We start from the raw sequence: 14,858 nt of genomic DNA on the forward strand, positions 1-14,858 counted from the left end.
TACCTTATAGAACGTAGCGATCGCGGAAGGTCAACAGCGCCTTTTCAAAACAGCTAAACGGCGGGTGAACGATGCCCGCCCCAATCATGCCGATGCCCGCGTCTTTGTGGGCAATGGCGGTGTTGATCACCGGCAGAATGCCGCTGCCCGCCACTCTGGTGATGTCGATGGCGGTTGGAATGCCCATAAACGACAGCAGCGGAATGGTGACGTTCGGGTTCTCGCCGAGGGTGATCTCGCGCATCTGGCGCGAGAAGTCGATGGCTTCCTCCACCGTGCCGCCCACCAGCGCAACGATGGCCGGTGCCGTCGCCATCGCAAAGCCGCCGATGCCGTAGGTTTCGGTGATGGCGCTGTCGCCAATATCCAGCCCGGAGTCTTCCGGCTTGTAGCCTGCGAACATCGGGCCAATCACCTGCTGCGCCGGGCCGGTGAACCACTGTCCCGGCAGGCCGGAGACGCGCAGGCCGAACTCGTAGCCGTTGCGCGCCATGGTGGTAACCACGGTGCTGTACTCAATGCCGTGAGCGGCATCCAGCGCGGCTTTACACATCGCCATCCACGTCGGGCCGGAGAAGTAGTCGCTGCTGGCGACAAACTCAAACACCTCGCGCTGCTGCTCCACCGGGTAGCCCGCCTGAATCAGCCCCGGCGTCAGGGCCTGGATCAGCAGCGTGGTGCCGGCGTTGTTGCGGTTGTGGCACTCGTCACCCATGTGCAGCGCCTGGGCCAGCATCAGGCGCAGGTCGATTTCGCCGATGATATTCATCGCGTCGCGCAGCATCGGGCCGAGCACGTCGCGCATCCTGTTCAGGCGGTCGATCACGCTCTGGTCGTTAGCGCCCATACGCAGGATCTTCGCCATCTGCTCGCTGAGGTTGGTGAACGCCCGGTTGCCGTAGGTTTTGTTCTCAACGATGTGCATAAACATCGAGGCGGAGGTGACGCCTGCCATGGAGCCCACGCAGTCGTGCTCGTGGCACGGCGAGAAGGTGATCTCCCCGGAAGCCGCCAGCCTTGCGGCATCCTCCAGATCCGTTGCCAGCCCTTCAAATACCAGCGCACCGGTAACCGCGCCCTTCATCGCCCCGCACATGTTTTCCCAGGCGACGGGCGGACCGGCGTGCAGAATGGTGGTGCGGGTCATGCCCGGCACTACGTTAATTGCCTGGTCATAGCCCACCAGCACCGGGTGAGACTGGATGATGCGCTCAAGGGCGATTTTGTTCGCGGCAGCGATCTTCTCCGCCAGCGGTTTCTCTGCCAGCTGGTCGAGCGCTTCAACAACCTGCATATTGCCCTGCCCCGGCGGCGTCCAGTCGAGCTGGGTTACGGGAATGTGCTGCTTTTTGAGGTCGTCGCTGAACATCGCAATGCCGACGTTAATGACGTTTAGCGGCTGGTTGAATAAAGTGGTCATTATGCTTTCTCCCCTTTGCAGACAAATTCACGTGCCAGTAATCCGGTGTTGGTGCTGCTGCTGGCCCAGATGACGCCTGCGTCGGTCAGCAGCTGGCACTGCTGCGCCAGCGACTGCGGATCCTGGTCGGTGCCAAGCACGTAGCCGAGGATCTCCAGCGGACGGTTATCGGCTTTCGCGATCGCCTGTGCCTCTTTGATCGCCTCGATCATCACCCCCACCGGATCCTCGTGCGCGCCGAAGCCGAGCACGAAGTCCATCACGATGACGCCCACCCGCGGATCGCGCGCCTCCTGTAGCAGGCGGCTGATGCGGTTGGTCGGGTCGATCATTGGGTGCGGTTTGCCGTTGGTGAAGTCGTCGTCACCGAAGTCCAGGAAGGTGTGGGCCTGGCTGACGCTGATGTCCTTCAGGCGCTTAGCCGGATCCGGCTGGATATTGCTCCAGACATCGTCGAACTTCTCCAGCGCGGCAAACATCGCCTCGTCGCACAGGGTGCCGCCGCAGAACAGGCCGCGAATGTACTTCTGCTGTGGGGTCAGGCGGGCGCGCACCTCTTCAATCAAAGGCCAGTTGAGCGGATGGAGATCCAGGGACTCTTTTTTAATGCCGGTAAGCAGCACCGCCTTCAGCGCCGCTTCTTTGGTGCCACGCGCAAACTGCAGGCCGTCTTCATCGGCGGGCGGTTCGCTGCGGCCGAGGAAGCAAACAACCACCGGCTTGCGGCAGGCTCTGGCGCGGGCCAGCACCTTTTCTGCCACCGCTGGCGCAGGCGGCTTGGAGATGAGCGCAATCACCCGGGTGCCCTCATCCGCCTCAAGCATGTCAATGGCGTCGAGCATCATGAGACCGCCGATTTTCTCGCTGAGATCGCGTCCGCCGGTGCCGATCAGCTGCGACACGCCGCCGCCGAACTCGTGAATGCGCACGCTCAGCTCCTGGCTGCCGGTGCCGGAGGCGCCAACAATCCCAATCGGCCCGCGACGCACCGCGTTGGCGAAGCACAGCCCCGCACCGTTGATGATGGCGGTTCCGCAGTCAGGCCCCATCATCAGCAGCCCTTTCTCATGCGCCAGTTGCTTCAGCGCCAGTTCGTCCTCCAGCGACACGTTATCGGAAAAGAGCATGACGTTAAGATCGTTTTCCAGCGCCTGACGCGCTTCGCGGGCGGCAAAGGTGCCGTTGACGGAAATGACCGCCAGGTTGCTGTCCGGGCGATGAGTTTTGGCGCTGGCAATCGTCGCGTAGCGTGCTTCATGGGTGCCGCTGCTCGCTTTATGGGTAAATAAAGCTTCTATTTCCGCCAGCGTTTCATCGTTCGCCGCGTCGCCTTTAATCACGATCATCAGGTCGCCATTTTTGGCTTCCGCTAATTCCGGCGTGAGCAGCCCGAGATTTTTCAGAACGCCTTTATTCATTTCCGTCGCCATTGCCACAAACGCCTGTTCGACGCCCGGCAATTTATTGGCTTTGGTGGAAACCGACATTAAGGAAACCGAATCGAAATACGTATTCTTTTTTATGACGATTTTGGTTGGCATTGTTTTCTCCTGAATACGGATAAAAGGGGGCCGCCGTCGCGCAGAATGCACGTCGGTAAAAATACTGTTTGAATTAACGGCCAGCCGGACGTGGCTGGCCGAATGCGTTATGCGCCCGCCGCCAGCAGCAGGTCGGCTATTGCATCGAAGCCTTTTTCCCGCGCCAGTTCGAGCGGGGTTTTGCCGTATTTATCGGTCATGTGCGGGTTCGCGCCGTGGTCCAGCAGCAGTTTCACAATTTCCTGCTGCTTTGCGCCGCCGTCATTCAGCACGATGGCTTCCAGCAGCGGCGTCCAGCCAACAAAGTTAGTGTGGTTGACGTTAATATCGGTTTTTTCCAGCAGCTCGCGCACGATTTCAACGTGGCCTTTTTCACTGGCAGGGGTAATGCCCACGCCGCCGAAGCGCGTCAGACGGTCGAGATCCGGATTCGCCGGAAGAACGATGCGCAGCAGGGTTAAATCATTAGTCAGGCAGCTTATCAGGAAGGGGTTAAAACAGGTCTGGTCCTGTTTATCAATATCCGCGCCAGCGGCAATTAAAAATTCCACGCAGGCATAATGCTTTTTCAGGCTGGCAATAATAATGGCGGTTCTTTTCTGGCGGTTGGTGGCGTTAATATCCACGCCGTTATCCAGGCAGGCTTTTAGCGCGTCGATGTTGCCCTCTTCTGCCGCCAGCAGAAATTCCGTAACGAGTGCGTTTGCAGACATATTCAGTCTCCCAATGTTTCACTTCTGATGACCTGAGAATAGCAACAGCCTGGTCACAAAAGAATCCGCTTAAAAATGATTCATCGACACGCAATTCATTGTTGAGTTAAATTCAACAGTCAGGCTAAAACGTGCGTCTGTGCAACCTTTTTCTTATGGTTTACCGCTTTTTAGCGCCTCAGACAGCATTATCCTTATGGTTGTAAAAGCCTTGCAGGACGCGGCTCCGCGTAAATAGTCAGAACTGTGACACACTTCAAATATGATGTAACGGCGCTGTTAAAATATGTTCAAAACTGATGACTGAGGATGCTGTGATATGAATTCCATCTTTACCGAAGAGAACCTGCTGGCCTTCACCACCGCGGCACGCTTCGGCAGCTTCAGCAAAGCCGCCGCCGAGCTGGGTGTGACGACCTCCGCCATTAGCTACACCATTAAGCGCATGGAGACCGGGCTGGATGTGGTGCTGTTTGTGCGCAACACGCGCAGCATCGAGCTGACGGAGTCCGGGTTTTATTTTTACCGTAAGGCCACCGACCTGCTGAACGACTTCCACGCCATCAAGCGCGGGATTGATACCATTTCGCAGGGCATCGAGGCGCGAGTGCGCATCTGCATTAATCAGCTCTTGTATACGCCGCGCCATACCGCGCGTTTGCTGCAGGTGCTGAAAAAGCAGTTTCCCACCTGCCAGATCACGGTGACGACCGAGGTGTATAACGGCGTCTGGGATTCGATCATCAACAATCAGGCCAACATCGCGATTGGCGCGCCGGATACGCTGCTGGACGGCGGCGGGATTGATTACACCGAAATTGGCGCCATTCGCTGGGTGTTTGCCATCGCGCCGGAACATCCCCTCGCCTTTGTTCCCGAACCGATAGCGGAGAGCCAGTTGCGCCTGTACCCCAACATCATGGTGGAAGATACCGCGCATACTATCAACAAGAAGGTCGGCTGGCTGCTGCACGGGCAGGAGGCAATTCTGGTGCCGGATTTCAACACCAAGTGCCAGTGCCAGATTCTGGGGGAAGGGATTGGCTTTTTGCCGGAATACATGGCAAGAGAAGCGATGGAAGACGGTCTGCTCATCACGCGGCGTATTAACAATCCGCGTCAGGACTCGCGCATGCTGCTCGCCACGCAGCATGCGGCGACCGGCCAGGTGACGCGCTGGATCAAACAGCAGTTTGGCCCGGAAGGCGTATTAACCGGTATATACAGTGATTTACTGTGGCGTGCTTAGTTTTTCGTCTGCACCCAAAACGCGTGGATAAGGCCCGGGAAGTAACCCAGGATGGTCAGAAGGATGTTCAGAATAAACGCCCAGCCCAGTCCCTTGCCAAGCAGCACGCCCAGCGGCGGGAGAATAATCGTAAAAACAACGCGCCAAAAACCCATAATCACTCCGTGCAAGCTAACCAATTGAAAATTAAAAAGAGACATTTCTCTAAGCATAGCCAGTTTACGGGTTACTGCCATTCGTCTCTCGCGCTTTTACCTGCCTTTACCCTCTTTACACTGGCTTAAGCCCTTCCTTAAATGTTCTACTACTCATAAATTGACCGTAAGGAAACACCATGTCTCTTTCTCTTATTTCGCCACAGCAGGCGAACGCGCTTATTAAAGAAGGCGCAAAACTGATTGATATTCGCGATCCCGATGAGTATGCCCGCGAGCATATTCCGGCAGCACGCTCCATACCGCTGGATTCTTTACCCGGCGGGCTCAACGCTGCCCCTGGTGAAACGGTGATTTTCCACTGTCAGTCCGGGACACGGACATCAAACAATGCTGCGCGACTTGCGCAGGCAGCATTGCCGGCTCAGGCCTTCGTGGTTGAGGGGGGCATTCAGGGCTGGAAGCAGGCCGGGCTGCTGACCGTTGAAGATAAATCCCAGCCGCTCCCGCTGATGCGGCAGGTACAAATTGCCGCCGGGCTGCTGATCCTCTGCGGCGTGGTGCTGGGTTATAGCGTCTCCAGCGGCTTTTTCCTGCTGAGCGGTTTCGTCGGTGCCGGGCTGCTGTTCGCCGGTGTGACAGGTTTTTGCGGTATGGCACGGTTGCTGAAAGTGATGCCGTGGAACCGTCATACCTCATAAGCAGTAATCAATGAATTACGCTGTACCCGACATCAGACGTCGGCTAAGGTGAAGATCGCTAAAACGATGAGGAGGTTATATGTTTTCTGTCGGTGATTATGTGCAACCGCTAAAAGGCGGCCCAAAGCTGAAAGTGCTCGAAGTGAACGGTGAAAACGTGGTGGCGGTACAGGCCAGCAATGAACAAGGCGAGAAATATACGCTGAAAGCGGCCGATTTGGCGCCGTATACCGAAGAAGGTGATTTCGGCGTCTGCTGAACAGACAACCGGGCGGCTTGTTCCGCCCGGTCCACGTATTAGATCAGAAAATCATCCAGTGATTTACCCTCTGCCAGTGCGCTGGCAATAGCCTTCGGCGTGCGGCCCTGGCCGGTCCACGTTTTTTCTTCACCGTTCTGGTCAATAAAGCGATATTTCGCTTCACGCGGTTTACGCTTTTTAGTCGGTTTACCCGCCTGCGCCAGTTCTGAACCCAGCAGGTCAGTCGGAGAAATACCATCGGCTTTCATCAGTTCCAGCAGGTTATTAATTTTTTCCTGCTGTTCAGCGCGCTGCTGCTCTAATTCCGCCAGCTCATTGCGTTTTTCTTCAGTAACGACCCTGACCTTTTCCAGCATTTCCTCAAGAACGTCCAGGGTTAATTCTCGCGCCATCGCGCGCAGGGTTCGGATATTATTAAGATTCTGTAACGTCAAAGACATATTATTGAAAACCTTTTCTTTGGGGTAAATAGATAAATCGCCCCAAGAATAATTCATTTCAGTTGAAATATCTACCCAAAGGTCCAAACGGGCATAAATGTAAATATATTTAAATATCGCCGTTAATAATAGCGCATAGCATTGGCGGGAAACACGTAGATCTAATCACCAAATCAATATAAATGGTCAACTTTAATCCAAATCACAGCATACTGCGCTCTCATCAGGGGAGTGGATTTCTGCGTCAAAAGCAAAACATCTAAGACACTGATTTATATCAGTAAAACATTTGATGAGACAGATTATAACGAACCGGATAAAAAACAACCGATTTTAGAGAATTTTGTGGACAAAAGGCGAGTAAATAAAAATTAATCACTAGTTGTTAGTTCAAACATAGAGATATACGCTATGCACCTCAAACAAACCAACCTAAAGCACTAGCCGCTGAAGGAAAACCGATTCCACTGCGTTCTTCTCAAGGAGTTCAGACATGTTCTCGCCGCAATCTCGCCTGCGCCACGCGGTGGCGGATACTTTCGCGATGGTTGTCTACTGTTCCGTTGTGAACATGCTGATTGAAATATTCCTCTCCGGAATGACCTTCGAGCAGTCACTTTCTTCTCGTCTGGTGGCGATCCCGGTCAATATTATTATCGCATGGCCTTACGGGCTATACCGCGATGCCGTTATGCGTTTCGCGCGCCGCATCAGCCCGGCGGGCTGGATGAAAAATCTTGCCGACGTGCTGGCGTACGTCACGTTCCAGTCGCCGGTCTACGTGGCTATTCTCCTGACAGTGGGCGCGGACTGGCACCAGATCGCCGCAGCGGTCAGTTCGAATATCGTGGTATCAATGCTGATGGGTGCGGTATACGGCTATTTCCTCGACTACTGCCGCCGCCTGTTTAAGGTCAGCCAGTACGGCCAGGTAAAAGCGTAATGTGAAGCGACTGGCGAAAGCCAGTCGCAGATTTACTGTACGTCGCCAAACAGTCCCTTCAGAAACCGCTCCAGCGCCATACGCGAACTGAAACCGTGCGGAATACCATAATGCTCATGCCGTTCACCGCCTAAATAGAGCGGAAATTGCTGATAGTGGTCGCAGGTTTTAATATCCGAGGCAGGCTCAGCAAATGACAGACTTCTGTCTTTCAGCGTCGGGTGAATAATGAGAGCGGTACGTCCCATCCTGGCTTCACGATTAACATAAACATAATTCTCGCCGCGGCGATATCCATACGCTTTTGGCGTCACCTCATCCATGGTGAATCCCTCTTTTTCAAGAACGCGTGCCACCTCGTCAGGTCGTAAATACATATCTTTTCCTCGTTATCTTTTCCTGCCCGGCAACCTTACAGTAATCAGCATTAGCAGGGCTTTCAGAATAGTCCATAAACTGGCGGATAACGCGTGACGCGCTTCAGATATTAAATTTCTGAACTAAACTAAACGGGAACACAAAATTACGGAGGATCGTATGTTTAACAGACCGAACCGAAACGATATTAACGACGACGCGCAGGATATTCGTAATGATGTCAGCCAATTAGCGGACACGCTTGAGGAAGTGCTGAAATCCTGGGGATCGGATGCGAAGGATGAAGCAGATGCTGCGAAACGTAAGGCTCAGTCTCTGCTCCGTGAAACCCGCGCCCGTATGAACGGACGTTCACGCGCTACGCAGGCGGCCTGCGAAATGGCAAGCTGTGCTACGACCTTCGTACGTGAGAAACCACTGTGTACGCTGGGAACCGTCGCGGCGGTCGGCATTTTTGTCGGAGCCCTACTCAGCCTGCGTAAGTAAGCCCGCATTCTCAACCCCGGTAGCCTCAGGCTCCGGGGCTTTTTTATGCCTGTAAGCCTGAAAAACCCGTACAGCCCGCCCTGCCCCGCTGTGCTCATCATCAGGGCAATATTAATCTGAATTTCCCATATCTTGTATGGTTGAATCTTTTATCAACTACATCTAGTATTCCCTTAAGAAAGACACACACTCTATGACGCGTTAACTCGCGCCGTTTTCTCATTCTAAATGGAAATACGAATCATGAGCATTATTATTTACACTCGTAACGATTGTGTTCAGTGCCACGCCACCAAACGGGCGATGGAGAGCCGCGGCGTGGCGTTTGAGATGGTAAATATCGACCTGGTGCCCGATGCCGCGGATACCCTGCGCGAACAGGGATTTCGTCAGCTTCCGGTGGTGGTTGCCGGTGATACCAGCTGGTCTGGCTTTCGCCCGGACATGATTAACCGCCTGAGCGCTCAGGCCACGCGTGCATGAGTGGGCTGGTCTTCTTCTCCAGCAGCTCAGAAAACACGCTCCGCTTTATTGAGCGCCTCGGGCTGCCTGCGGTGCGTATTCCGCTCAATGAGCGGGAGCGCATTCAGGTAGACGAACCTTACATTCTGGTGGTGCCCAGCTATGGCGGCGGCGGTACGGCAGGAGCAGTACCTCGCCAGGTGATCCGCTTTCTGAACGATCCTCATAACCGGGTACTGATTCGGGGCGTGATCGCGGCGGGCAATCGTAATTTTGGCGATGCCTTTGGCCGCGCCGGGGATGTCATCTCTCGAAAATGCGGCGTGCCGTATCTCTATCGTTTTGAACTGATGGGGACACAGCAGGACGTAGAAAACGTGCGTAAAGGAGTGAACGAATTTTGGCAACGACAACCGCAGAACGGGTAATTCAGGCGACGCCGGACTACCACGCATTAAACGCGATGCTTAACCTCTATGACCGGGAGGGGCGCATTCAGTTTGGCAAAGATCGCGAGGCGGTAGAGGCTTTTTTCGCCGCCCACGTGCGGCCCAACAGCGTGACGTTTTCAAGCCAGAATGAACGTCTCGACTATCTGGTTAACGAGGGCTACTACGAGGAGCGCGTCCTGGCCCGCTACGATCGTCCCTTCGTGGTAAGACTGTTTGAACGTGCGCACGCCAGCGGTTTTCGCTTCCAGACGTTTCTTGGCGCATGGAAGTATTACACCAGCTACACCCTGAAAACCTTCGACGGCAAACGCTACCTGGAAAGCTTTGAAGATCGCACCGTGATGGTGGCCCTGACGCTGGCCCAGGGCGATGAAGCGCTGGCTGAACGGCTGACGGAGGAGATCCTCTCCGGCCGCTTCCAGCCCGCCACGCCGACGTTTCTCAACTGTGGTAAAGCCCAGCGCGGCGAGCTGGTCTCCTGCTTCCTGCTGCGCATCGAAGACAATATGGAGTCGATTGGCCGTGCGGTGAACTCGGCGCTGCAGCTTTCCAAACGCGGCGGCGGCGTGGCGTTTCTGCTCTCGAACCTGCGGGAAGCGGGCGCGCCGATCAAACGCATCGAAAACCAGTCTTCCGGCGTCATCCCGGTGATGAAAATGCTGGAAGATGCCTTCTCCTACGCCAACCAGCTTGGCGCACGCCAGGGGGCGGGGGCGGTTTACCTGCACGCGCACCACCCGGACATCCTGCGTTTTCTCGATACCAAACGTGAAAACGCCGACGAAAAAATCCGCATCAAAACCCTGTCGCTCGGCGTGACGATCCCGGATATCACGTTTAAGCTGGCCAAAGAGAATGCCGACATGGCGCTCTTCTCGCCGTATGACGTGGAGCGGATCTACGGCAAAGCGTTTGGCGACGTGGCGATAAGCGAGCTTTATAACGAGCTGGTTGCAGACGATCGCATCCGCAAGAAATACATCAACGCCCGCGATTTCTTCCAGACGCTTGCGGAAATTCAGTTTGAATCCGGCTATCCGTACATCATGTACGAGGATACGGTAAACCGCGCCAACCCGATTGCCGGGCGCATTAACATGAGCAACCTGTGCTCGGAAATTTTGCAGGTCAACAGCGCCTCCGCTTACGACGAAAACCTGGACTACGCGGAGATCGGCAAAGATATCTCCTGCAACCTCGGGTCGCTGAATATTGCCCACACCATGGATTCGCCGGATTTTGGCCGCACGGTGGAGACTGCCGTTCGCGGGCTGACGGCGGTATCGGACATGAGCCACATCCGCAGCGTGCCGTCCATTGAGGCGGGCAACGCCGCGTCGCACGCCATCGGCCTGGGGCAGATGAACCTGCACGGCTATCTGGCACGGGAAGGCATCGCCTACGGCAGCCCGGAAGGGCTGGATTTCACGAATCTCTATTTCTACACCGTCACCTGGCATGCGCTGCATACCTCAATGATGCTGGCGCGCGAGCGCAACCAGCGGTTCGCAGGCTTTGAGCAGTCGCGCTACGCCAGCGGGGCGTATTTCAGCCAGTATCTGGAAGGCGACTGGCAGCCGAAAACCGAAAAAGTGCGCGCGCTGTTTGACCGCGCCGGCATTACCCTGCCGACGCGCGAGATGTGGCAGCAGTTGCGCGACGATGTGATGCGCTACGGCATTTATAACCAGAACCTGCAGGCGGTACCGCCAACCGGTTCGATTTCCTACATCAACCACGCCACATCGAGCATTCACCCGATCGTGTCGAAGATTGAGATCCGTAAGGAAGGCAAAACCGGACGCGTCTACTACCCTGCCCCGTTAATGACCAATGAGAACCTGGCGCTGTACCAGGACGCGTACGAGATCGGCCCGGAAAAAATCATTGATACCTACGCCGAGGCCACGAAGCACGTGGACCAGGGGCTGTCGCTGACGCTCTTCTTCCCGGACACCGCCACCACGCGGGATATCAACAAAGCGCAGATTTACGCCTGGAAGAAAGGCATCAAAACGCTGTACTACATTCGCCTGCGCCAGCTTGCGCTGGAAGGCACCGAAATCGAAGGCTGCGTGTCCTGCGCGCTGTAAGGAGAAAGGATGAAACTGTCACGCGTGAGTGCCGTTAACTGGAACAAGATTCAGGACGATAAAGACCTGGAGGTGTGGAACCGCCTGACCAGCAACTTCTGGCTGCCGGAAAAGGTGCCGCTCTCCAATGATATTCCAGCCTGGCAGACGCTGAGCCACGCCGAACAGCAGCTGACGATCCGCGTCTTTACCGGCCTGACGCTGCTGGACACCATTCAGAATACCGTCGGTGCACCCGCTCTGATGAGCGACGCGCTGACGCCGCACGAAGAGGCGGTGATGTCGAACATCAGCTTTATGGAGGCGGTACATGCCCGCTCCTACAGCTCGATTTTCTCGACGCTGTGCCAGACCAAAGACGTGGACGCGGCCTACGCTTGGAGCGAAGAGAGCGCGTCATTGCAGCGAAAGGCGGAGCTGGTGCTGGAGTATTACCGCGCCGACGAGCCGCTGAAGAAGAAGATCGCCAGCGTGTTCCTGGAATCCTTCCTCTTCTATTCCGGCTTCTGGCTGCCCATGTACTGGTCGAGCCGGGGCAAGCTCACCAACACCGCCGATTTGATTCGCCTCATTATCCGTGACGAGGCGGTGCACGGGTATTACATCGGCTATAAGTATCAGAAAGGGCTGGAGAAAGTCAGCCCGGAAAAACGCGAGGAACTCAAAGGTTTCGCCCTCGATTTGCTGATGGATCTGTATGACAACGAGTTGAGCTATACCGAAGAGCTGTACGCCGGAACGGGCTGGGAAGAGGACGTGAAGGCGTTTCTCTGCTACAACGCGAACAAAGCGCTGATGAACCTGGGCTACGACGCGCTTTTCCCGCCGGAGATGGCGGAGGTAAACCCGGCAATCCTCGCGGCGCTGTCGCCCAATGCGGACGAAAACCACGATTTCTTCTCCGGGTCCGGATCGTCGTACGTGATGGGTAAAGCGGTGGAGACAGAAGATGAGGACTGGGATTTTTAATGTATGAATTAACGTTCATTAATTAAATATAAATCTCATTATTTCCACACCACTATTTCACCAGGAACTACACTGTAATTTCCCCGTCATATTCGCCTGAATCACACCGATTCAGGCGAATTTCCCGACGCAGCAGCAAAAAATTGAGAAAAATTCAAACCGTCCTCAGCCCTTTATTCATGGGAAATTCAGCCGTTTCGCTTGCAGCAAAATTCCGGCGTCAGGCTAACTCAGGGTTGTCTCAGATTCTCAGTATGTTAGGGTTATGCCCGTTAACAATTTACCATGGTAATCATATCGACATAAACAAATAACAGGACACTCTCTATTGCATGGCAATTAAATTAGAAGTGAAAAATCTTTATAAAATATTTGGCGAGCACCCGCAGCGCGCATTCAAATATATTGAGAAAGGCCTTTCGAAAGAGCAAATTCTGGAAAAAACCGGGCTATCGCTTGGCGTTAAAGACGCCAGTCTGGCCATTGAAGAAGGCGAGATTTTTGTCATCATGGGGTTATCCGGTTCGGGTAAATCCACTATGGTTCGCCTTCTCAATCGCCTGATTGAACCCACCCGCGGACAGGTGCTGATTGACGGCGTGGATATCGCCAGAATCTCAGACGCAGAACTCCGCGAGGTGCGCAGAAAGAAGATCGCAATGGTGTTTCAGTCATTCGCGCTGATGCCGCATATGACGGTGCTCGATAATACCGCCTTCGGTATGGAATTAGCCGGCACGCCTGCTCAGGAACGTCAGGAAAAAGCCCTGGATGCTTTGCGTCAGGTTGGGCTGGAAAATTACGCTCATGCCTACCCGGACGAGCTTTCGGGCGGGATGCGTCAGCGCGTTGGATTAGCCCGCGCGTTAGCCATTAATCCAGACATATTATTAATGGATGAAGCCTTCTCCGCCCTCGATCCTTTAATTCGCACCGAGATGCAGGATGAGCTGGTAAAATTACAGGCCAAACACCAGCGCACCATTGTCTTTATTTCTCACGATCTCGATGAAGCCATGCGTATTGGCGACCGCATTGCCATTATGCAAAATGGCGAAGTGGTGCAGGTCGGCACGCCGGATGAAATTCTGAATAATCCGGCGAATGATTACGTGCGCACCTTCTTCCGCGGCGTGGATATTAGCCAGGTATTTAGCGCGAAAGATATTGCCCGCCGAACGCCAAACGGCATTATTCGAAAAACGCCAGGCTTCGGCCCGCGCTCCGCGCTGAAGCTATTGCAGGATGAAGACCGTGAATACGGTTATCTGGTTGAACGCGGCAATAAATTTGTCGGCGTTGTCTCCATCGACTCTCTGAAAACCGCCCTGAGCGAAAACCAGGGAATCGATGCGGCGTTGATTGACGCTCCACTTGCCGTGGATGCCGAAACGCCGCTTAGCGAGTTGCTCTCTCACGTGGGTCAGGCGCCTTGCGCCGTGCCGGTTGTCGGTGAAGAACAACAGTACGTTGGCATCATCTCAAAACGGATGCTGCTACAGGCTTTAGATCGCGAGGGGGCAAACAATGGCTGATCAATCAAACCCATGGGGTACCACTGAAGCTGCGGACAGCGCGGCGCAATCTGCCGATGCGTGGGGTTCCACGCCCGCACCTGCCGACGGCGGCGGCGCGGCGGACTGGCTCAACAGCGCACCCGCGCCTGCGCCAGAGCATTTCAATATTATGGATCCGTTCCACAAGACGCTGATCCCGCTGGACAGCTGGGTGACAGAGGGGATCGACTGGGTCGTTACCCATTTCCGCCCGGTGTTCCAGGGGATCCGCATCCCGGTGGATTACATCCTGAACGGCTTCCAGCAGCTGATGCTGGGCATGCCGGCGCCCGTGGCGATAATCCTGTTCTCGCTGATCGCGTGGCAGTTCGGTAGCGCGGGTATGGGCGTCGCCACGCTGATCTCCCTGATCGCCATTGGCGCGATTGGCGCGTGGTCTCAGGCGATGATTACCCTGGCGCTGGTGCTGACCGCCCTGCTCTTCTGCATTGTCATCGGCCTGCCGATGGGGATCTGGCTGGCGCGCAGCCCGCGGGCGGCGAAGATTATTCGTCCCCTGCTGGATGCGATGCAGACCACCCCGGCGTTCGTCTATCTGGTGCCTATCGTGATGCTGTTCGGCATCGGTAACGTGCCGGGCGTGGTGGTGACCATTATCTTCGCCCTGCCGCCGATTATTCGCCTGACGATCCTGGGCATTAACCAGGTGCCGGCGGATCTGATTGAGGCCTCGCGCTCGTTCGGCGCCAGCCCGCGTCAGATGCTGTTTAAGGTTCAGCTTCCGCTGGCGATGCCGACCATTATGGCGGGCGTTAACCAGACGCTGATGCTGGCACTGTCCATGGTGGTGATCGCCTCGATGATCGCCGTTGGCGGTCTCGGCCAGATGGTGCTGCGCGGCATTGGCCGTCTCGACATGGGGCTGGCGACCGTCGGGGGCGTCGGGATTGTGATCCTCGCCATTATCCTTGACCGCCTGACCCAGGCTGTCGGTCGTGATTCACGCAGTCGCGGCAACCGTCGCTGGTACACCACCGGCCCTGTCGGGTTACTGACCCGCCCATTTACAAAATAAGG

Annotated in this window: 17 protein-coding genes; 11 read left to right on the forward strand and 6 right to left on the reverse strand. The window is 55.5% G+C overall.

The genetic code is table 11. The features are described from left to right. Nucleotides 1–4: 4 nt before the first annotated feature. The 3 genes from ACMWL8_RS12945 to ACMWL8_RS12955 form a co-directional block, all read right to left on the reverse strand. Nucleotides 5–1,420, reverse strand: a complete 1,416-nt coding sequence (locus ACMWL8_RS12945; protein WP_414751593.1) for a DUF1116 domain-containing protein — start codon at nt 1,418–1,420, stop codon at nt 5–7. After that, nucleotides 1,420–2,961, reverse strand: a complete 1,542-nt coding sequence (gene fdrA / locus ACMWL8_RS12950) for an acyl-CoA synthetase FdrA (RefSeq protein ID WP_045260888.1) — start codon at nt 2,959–2,961, stop codon at nt 1,420–1,422. Before fdrA ends, ACMWL8_RS12945 begins: the two co-directional genes overlap by 1 nt. A gap of 107 nt (nt 2,962–3,068) precedes the next feature. After that, nucleotides 3,069–3,674 (reverse strand): ankyrin repeat domain-containing protein, encoded by a 606-nt coding sequence (locus ACMWL8_RS12955; RefSeq protein WP_041908539.1) that lies wholly within the window; start codon nt 3,672–3,674, stop codon nt 3,069–3,071. A gap of 319 nt (nt 3,675–3,993) precedes the next feature. Between ACMWL8_RS12955 and ACMWL8_RS12960 the strand changes: the two genes are divergently transcribed. Beyond that, nucleotides 3,994–4,923: a LysR substrate-binding domain-containing protein gene (locus ACMWL8_RS12960; protein ID WP_028014168.1), complete on the forward strand. Its 930-nt coding sequence runs from the start codon at nt 3,994–3,996 to the stop codon at nt 4,921–4,923. On the opposite strand, the gene ACMWL8_RS12965 is transcribed toward ACMWL8_RS12960, so the two are convergent. After that, the gene (locus ACMWL8_RS12965; RefSeq protein ID WP_032644909.1) at nt 4,920–5,078 is read right to left on the reverse strand and encodes a YqaE/Pmp3 family membrane protein; all 159 of its coding nucleotides are present in this window, start codon (nt 5,076–5,078) and stop codon (nt 4,920–4,922) included. The two genes, ACMWL8_RS12960 and ACMWL8_RS12965, sit on opposite strands and share 4 nt — an antisense overlap. 179 nt (nt 5,079–5,257) lie before the next feature. Between ACMWL8_RS12965 and ACMWL8_RS12970 the strand changes: the two genes are divergently transcribed. Both ACMWL8_RS12970 and ACMWL8_RS12975 read left to right on the forward strand, forming a co-directional pair. Continuing rightward, nucleotides 5,258–5,779, forward strand: a complete 522-nt coding sequence (locus tag ACMWL8_RS12970) for a rhodanese family protein (RefSeq protein ID WP_028014169.1) — start codon at nt 5,258–5,260, stop codon at nt 5,777–5,779. A gap of 79 nt (nt 5,780–5,858) precedes the next feature. Next, on the forward strand, nt 5,859–6,038 hold the full coding sequence (locus ACMWL8_RS12975; RefSeq protein WP_028014170.1) for a hypothetical protein: 180 nt from the start codon (nt 5,859–5,861) through the stop codon (nt 6,036–6,038). A 38-nt stretch (nt 6,039–6,076) separates the two neighbouring features. Here ACMWL8_RS12975 and stpA read toward each other — a convergent pair whose 3' ends face one another. Continuing rightward, entirely contained in the window at nt 6,077–6,481 is a 405-nt protein-coding gene (stpA, locus tag ACMWL8_RS12980) for a DNA-binding protein StpA (protein ID WP_028014171.1), read from the reverse strand. Nucleotides 6,482–6,974: 493 nt separating this feature from the next. Between stpA and alaE the strand changes: the two genes are divergently transcribed. Further along, nucleotides 6,975–7,424 (forward strand): L-alanine exporter AlaE, encoded by a 450-nt coding sequence (gene alaE, locus ACMWL8_RS12985; RefSeq protein WP_028014172.1) that lies wholly within the window; start codon nt 6,975–6,977, stop codon nt 7,422–7,424. A 32-nt stretch (nt 7,425–7,456) separates the two neighbouring features. On the opposite strand, the gene ACMWL8_RS12990 is transcribed toward alaE, so the two are convergent. Continuing rightward, nucleotides 7,457–7,801, reverse strand: coding sequence for a DUF2002 family protein (locus ACMWL8_RS12990; RefSeq protein WP_023308923.1), 345 nt, complete (start codon nt 7,799–7,801; stop codon nt 7,457–7,459). Between the two features lie 160 nt (nt 7,802–7,961). Between ACMWL8_RS12990 and ACMWL8_RS12995 the strand changes: the two genes are divergently transcribed. From ACMWL8_RS12995 to proW, 7 genes are all read left to right on the forward strand, one after another. After that, a complete protein-coding gene (locus ACMWL8_RS12995; protein WP_045260889.1) occupies nt 7,962–8,288 on the forward strand; it encodes a DUF883 domain-containing protein in 327 nt (108 codons plus the stop codon). Between the two features lie 243 nt (nt 8,289–8,531). After that, the gene (nrdH, locus tag ACMWL8_RS13000; protein ID WP_041908533.1) at nt 8,532–8,771 is read left to right on the forward strand and encodes a glutaredoxin-like protein NrdH; all 240 of its coding nucleotides are present in this window, start codon (nt 8,532–8,534) and stop codon (nt 8,769–8,771) included. After that, the gene (gene nrdI, locus ACMWL8_RS13005; protein WP_045260890.1) at nt 8,768–9,178 is read left to right on the forward strand and encodes a class Ib ribonucleoside-diphosphate reductase assembly flavoprotein NrdI; all 411 of its coding nucleotides are present in this window, start codon (nt 8,768–8,770) and stop codon (nt 9,176–9,178) included. The genes nrdH and nrdI overlap by 4 nt, the downstream gene beginning before the upstream one ends. Beyond that, the gene (nrdE, locus tag ACMWL8_RS13010) at nt 9,151–11,295 is read left to right on the forward strand and encodes a class 1b ribonucleoside-diphosphate reductase subunit alpha (protein ID WP_045260891.1); all 2,145 of its coding nucleotides are present in this window, start codon (nt 9,151–9,153) and stop codon (nt 11,293–11,295) included. Before nrdI ends, nrdE begins: the two co-directional genes overlap by 28 nt. 9 nt (nt 11,296–11,304) lie before the next feature. Further along, a complete protein-coding gene (gene nrdF / locus ACMWL8_RS13015) occupies nt 11,305–12,264 on the forward strand; it encodes a class 1b ribonucleoside-diphosphate reductase subunit beta (RefSeq protein WP_045260892.1) in 960 nt (319 codons plus the stop codon). A gap of 332 nt (nt 12,265–12,596) precedes the next feature. Beyond that, a complete protein-coding gene (proV, locus tag ACMWL8_RS13020) occupies nt 12,597–13,799 on the forward strand; it encodes a glycine betaine/L-proline ABC transporter ATP-binding protein ProV (protein WP_045260893.1) in 1,203 nt (400 codons plus the stop codon). After that, nucleotides 13,792–14,856, forward strand: a complete 1,065-nt coding sequence (gene proW / locus ACMWL8_RS13025; RefSeq protein WP_028014178.1) for a glycine betaine/L-proline ABC transporter permease ProW — start codon at nt 13,792–13,794, stop codon at nt 14,854–14,856. Before proV ends, proW begins: the two co-directional genes overlap by 8 nt. Nucleotides 14,857–14,858 lie beyond the last annotated feature (2 nt).

Origin of the sequence: Enterobacter sp. 04-C-12-SI-ECC (assembly GCF_047530715.1) — a bacterium.
Lineage (GTDB): Bacteria > Pseudomonadota > Gammaproteobacteria > Enterobacterales > Enterobacteriaceae > Enterobacter > Enterobacter bugandensis.

Excerpts from the sequence above, each read along its gene's own strand:
- ACMWL8_RS12965 (WP_032644909.1), bottom strand. The coding sequence starts at position 5,078 with ATGGGTTTTTGGCGCGTTGTTTTTACGATTATTCTCCCGCCGCTGGGC.
- nrdF (WP_045260892.1), top strand. The coding sequence starts at position 11,305 with ATGAAACTGTCACGCGTGAGTGCCGTTAACTGGAACAAGATTCAGGAC.
- ACMWL8_RS12970 (WP_028014169.1), top strand. The coding sequence starts at position 5,258 with ATGTCTCTTTCTCTTATTTCGCCACAGCAGGCGAACGCGCTTATTAAA.
- proV (WP_045260893.1), top strand. The coding sequence starts at position 12,597 with ATGGCAATTAAATTAGAAGTGAAAAATCTTTATAAAATATTTGGCGAG.
- ACMWL8_RS12960 (WP_028014168.1), top strand. The coding sequence starts at position 3,994 with ATGAATTCCATCTTTACCGAAGAGAACCTGCTGGCCTTCACCACCGCG.
- ACMWL8_RS12995 (WP_045260889.1), top strand. The coding sequence starts at position 7,962 with ATGTTTAACAGACCGAACCGAAACGATATTAACGACGACGCGCAGGAT.
- nrdI (WP_045260890.1), top strand. The coding sequence starts at position 8,768 with ATGAGTGGGCTGGTCTTCTTCTCCAGCAGCTCAGAAAACACGCTCCGC.
- ACMWL8_RS12955 (WP_041908539.1), bottom strand. The coding sequence starts at position 3,674 with ATGTCTGCAAACGCACTCGTTACGGAATTTCTGCTGGCGGCAGAAGAG.
- ACMWL8_RS12945 (WP_414751593.1), bottom strand. The coding sequence starts at position 1,420 with ATGACCACTTTATTCAACCAGCCGCTAAACGTCATTAACGTCGGCATT.
- proW (WP_028014178.1), top strand. The coding sequence starts at position 13,792 with ATGGCTGATCAATCAAACCCATGGGGTACCACTGAAGCTGCGGACAGC.
- fdrA (WP_045260888.1), bottom strand. The coding sequence starts at position 2,961 with ATGCCAACCAAAATCGTCATAAAAAAGAATACGTATTTCGATTCGGTT.
- ACMWL8_RS12990 (WP_023308923.1), bottom strand. The coding sequence starts at position 7,801 with ATGTATTTACGACCTGACGAGGTGGCACGCGTTCTTGAAAAAGAGGGA.
- alaE (WP_028014172.1), top strand. The coding sequence starts at position 6,975 with ATGTTCTCGCCGCAATCTCGCCTGCGCCACGCGGTGGCGGATACTTTC.
- stpA (WP_028014171.1), bottom strand. The coding sequence starts at position 6,481 with ATGTCTTTGACGTTACAGAATCTTAATAATATCCGAACCCTGCGCGCG.
- ACMWL8_RS12975 (WP_028014170.1), top strand. The coding sequence starts at position 5,859 with ATGTTTTCTGTCGGTGATTATGTGCAACCGCTAAAAGGCGGCCCAAAG.
- nrdH (WP_041908533.1), top strand. The coding sequence starts at position 8,532 with ATGAGCATTATTATTTACACTCGTAACGATTGTGTTCAGTGCCACGCC.